General features: G+C 70.7%; 2 protein-coding genes and 1 pseudogene. 2 read left to right on the top strand and 1 reads right to left on the bottom strand.

What is annotated here, in order from left to right:
• Together ACFW2E_RS44905 and ACFW2E_RS44900 are read left to right on the top strand one after the other, a co-directional pair.
• Positions 1–252: pseudogene (locus ACFW2E_RS44905) on the top strand (hypothetical protein); the annotation flags it as partial.
• Positions 249–1,340, top strand: a complete 1,092-nt coding sequence (locus ACFW2E_RS44900) for a dipeptidase (RefSeq protein WP_384477403.1) — start codon at positions 249–251, stop codon at positions 1,338–1,340. The pseudogene ACFW2E_RS44905 and the gene ACFW2E_RS44900, both read left to right, overlap by 4 nt.
• A gap of 855 nt (positions 1,341–2,195) precedes the next feature.
• On the opposite strand, the gene ACFW2E_RS44895 is transcribed toward ACFW2E_RS44900, so the two are convergent.
• Entirely contained in the window at positions 2,196–2,546 is a 351-nt protein-coding gene (locus ACFW2E_RS44895) for an STAS domain-containing protein (protein ID WP_384477400.1), read from the bottom strand.
• Between the last annotated feature and the right edge of the window lie 134 nt (positions 2,547–2,680).

The following is a 2,680-nucleotide window of genomic DNA, read 5'->3' as shown; positions in this document are numbered from 1 at the left end:
TATAGCAATCTTTTTGTGGGGGGGCGCGGCCCCCCCCCCCCCGCCGCCGCCGGGCCCGCCCCCCCCCGCGGGGGGCCCGGCGCGGCGCCCCCCGAGGCGGTCATGGGCACCGTCGAGGCGGGCAAGCTCGCCAACTTCGCCGTCCTGGACGAGAACCCCCTGGCCGACATCCGCAACCTGCGCACCATCACCCTCACCGTCAAGCGCGGCCACCGCTACGACCGCGCCGAGTTCGAGAAGGAGGGGGAGTGAGCCCCACCGGCACCTCCACCCCGCTGATCGTCAACGCGCTGGGACAGCTCGACAACCCCAACGCCCCCGCCTCCCTCGAGGCCGCCGCCCGGCTCAACCCCTCCAGCGACCAACTGACCGTGGACGCACGGGCGATCGCCGACGCGCACGCCTCCGGCCTGACCGCCGTCAACATCACCCTCGGCTACACCATGGGCGACCTCCCGCCGTACGAGCACACCATGGAGGAGATAGACGTCTGGGACCGGCTCATCGACAGCCACCCCGACGACCTGCTGAAGGTCCGCACCGCCGACGACATCCGCCGCGCGCGCAACGAGGGCAGGATCGGCGTCATCTACGGCTTCCAGAACGGCGTTGCGGTCGGCAAGGACCCCGAACTCGTCGACACGCGCGTCGCCACCTTCGCCCGCGCCGGCGGCCGCGTCGTCCAGCTCACCTACAACCAGGCCAACCACCTCGGCGACGGCTCCATGGCCACCGCCAACCGCGGCCTCACCCCGTTCGGCCGACAGGTCGTCGAATCCCTCAACGACCACCACCTGATGGTGGACCTCTCCCACAGCGGGGAGAACACCTGCCTGGACGCGGCCCGCCACTCCCGCGTGCCCGTGTCCATCAACCACACCGGCTGCCGCACCGTGGCCGACCTGCCGCGCAACAAGACGGACGAGGAACTGCGCCTGGTCGCCTCCCGGGGAGGGTTCGTCGGCATCTACTTCATGCCGTTCCTGAACGTCACCGGGCACGCCAAGGCGGCCGACGTCGTCGAGCACATCATGCACGCCGTCGACGTCTGCGGCGAGGACCACGTCGGCATCGGCACGGACGGCAGCGTCACCGCCATCGACGACCTCGACGCCTACCGCGCCACCCTCGCCGACCATGTCGCCGCCCGCCGCGCAGCGGGCGTCGGCGCGGCCGGCGAACGCGCCGACACCTACCCCTTCGTCGTCGACCTGCGCGGCGTCGACCAGTTCCGCGAGCTGATCCGCCTTCTGGAGAAGCGCGGCTACGGCTCCGGGCGCATCGAGAAGATCATGGGCCGCAACTTCCTCGACTACGCCGACCGCGTGTGGACGGCCTGACCCGGCGCCTGGTACACCGCCCGCCCGCCCCACTGCCGTGTTCGCGGTGGAGCAGGCGGGTGCGGCAGGCCGCGGAGTCGGGTGTCTGCGGGCGGACGCAGCCAGCATCCTCTTACTCGCATCCTTGAAATGGTTTGCCCTTTTGGCCGGGCGGCACGGTCGCCGTACGGGCAGCAGCCGGGCACGGCATTCAGGACCAGGCCGAGCGCGCCGAGCTGGTCCTCCAGCCCGTCCCGGAATGTCAGGTGGGTGGTGCCGCGCTTGCCGTGGCACACGTCCCGGGCCGGCCTGTGCCGCGATTCCTGTACGGCACGTTCTCTGACTACCCCTCAAAAGGGGTACGAGTCGCGATGCGAGCACCTCCGCCAGGCCCTCGTACGGCACCGCGGCGAGCAGTACGCCGCGTCCGAGCGTTTCCGCATGCCGAGGGGAGTGCCGCTGGCGTACCAGGCCGCCCCGCATTTCGGGCAGTGGAGCCGGGGCCACGGGTGCTTCCGGCCCTCGACCAGAGCCCGGTATGCCTCGCGGCCGGCGTCGATCGCGGCCGAGTGCGATCCACGTCCACCCGCTGTGCAATCTCTCCTCTCACACCCAAGGGAGGAATCATGAAAAGCAGAACGGCCGGATTGGCGTGGGCTGTTGTCGGTGGGACTGCGGCTCTGACGCTGCTGACGGCCACCGGGGCCCACGACCCCTCGGTCTGCCAGCGGTTGATTCGGCGCGGACGTACCGCATCCATGGGGGACGGTTCGCGGCCGCCGGGCTTGTGCGGTTGCCCTGTCCCGGATCGCCTGCTCACCGCACACACTCCGGAAGGGCAGGCATGGCAGAAGCGATCTGGTGTGGGGTTCCGGATCAGACATATACCGCAGGACCGGCCGGCTTTCGGGGAGGGCCGAGGAGCAGGGGGCCACTGCCGGTGAGTGCGATGAGCCTCGCCAGCGCCGGAGGCGGGTGGTGCAACCGCAGGGATGCGCCGGCCCCGGCGGTGGCCCGCGCCGCATGGAGGAAGGCGTTGAGGCCGGTCACGTCGCAGAAGGTGACGGTGGTCAGGTCGACGTCGATGGTGCGGATGCCGTCGTGCAGGCATCGTTCCAGCGACGCGCGCACGAGGTGCTCCGTTGCCAGGTCGATTTCACCGGCCAGGGTGATCAACGCCCGGCTGTGCCTGTCGTGCCGATAGAGGGTCAGCTGTGGAAGGGGCATGGCACCTCGGTTCAGGAGACCGGCCGGGTAGCGGCGGGAATGGCGGGGTTTACGGGCCGTGCGAGGCGACGGCCCCGGGGGGGGGTGAAGGGGATATGGGGTCACACCGGTGGGGCCCGCTTGTTTGGGGGGCG

Origin of the sequence: Streptomyces sp. NPDC058964 (assembly GCF_042741275.1) — a bacterium.
Classification (GTDB): Bacteria; Actinomycetota; Actinomycetes; order Streptomycetales; family Streptomycetaceae; genus Streptomyces.
The sequence above is the reverse complement of the archived record's forward strand: the minus strand, read 5'-3'. Positions and strand labels throughout refer to the sequence as shown.

What these genes read in the sequence shown, in the direction of transcription:
- ACFW2E_RS44895 (WP_384477400.1), bottom strand. Translation starts at nt 2,546, where the DNA reads ATGCCCCTTCCACAGCTGACCCTCTATCGGCACGACAGGCACAGCCGG.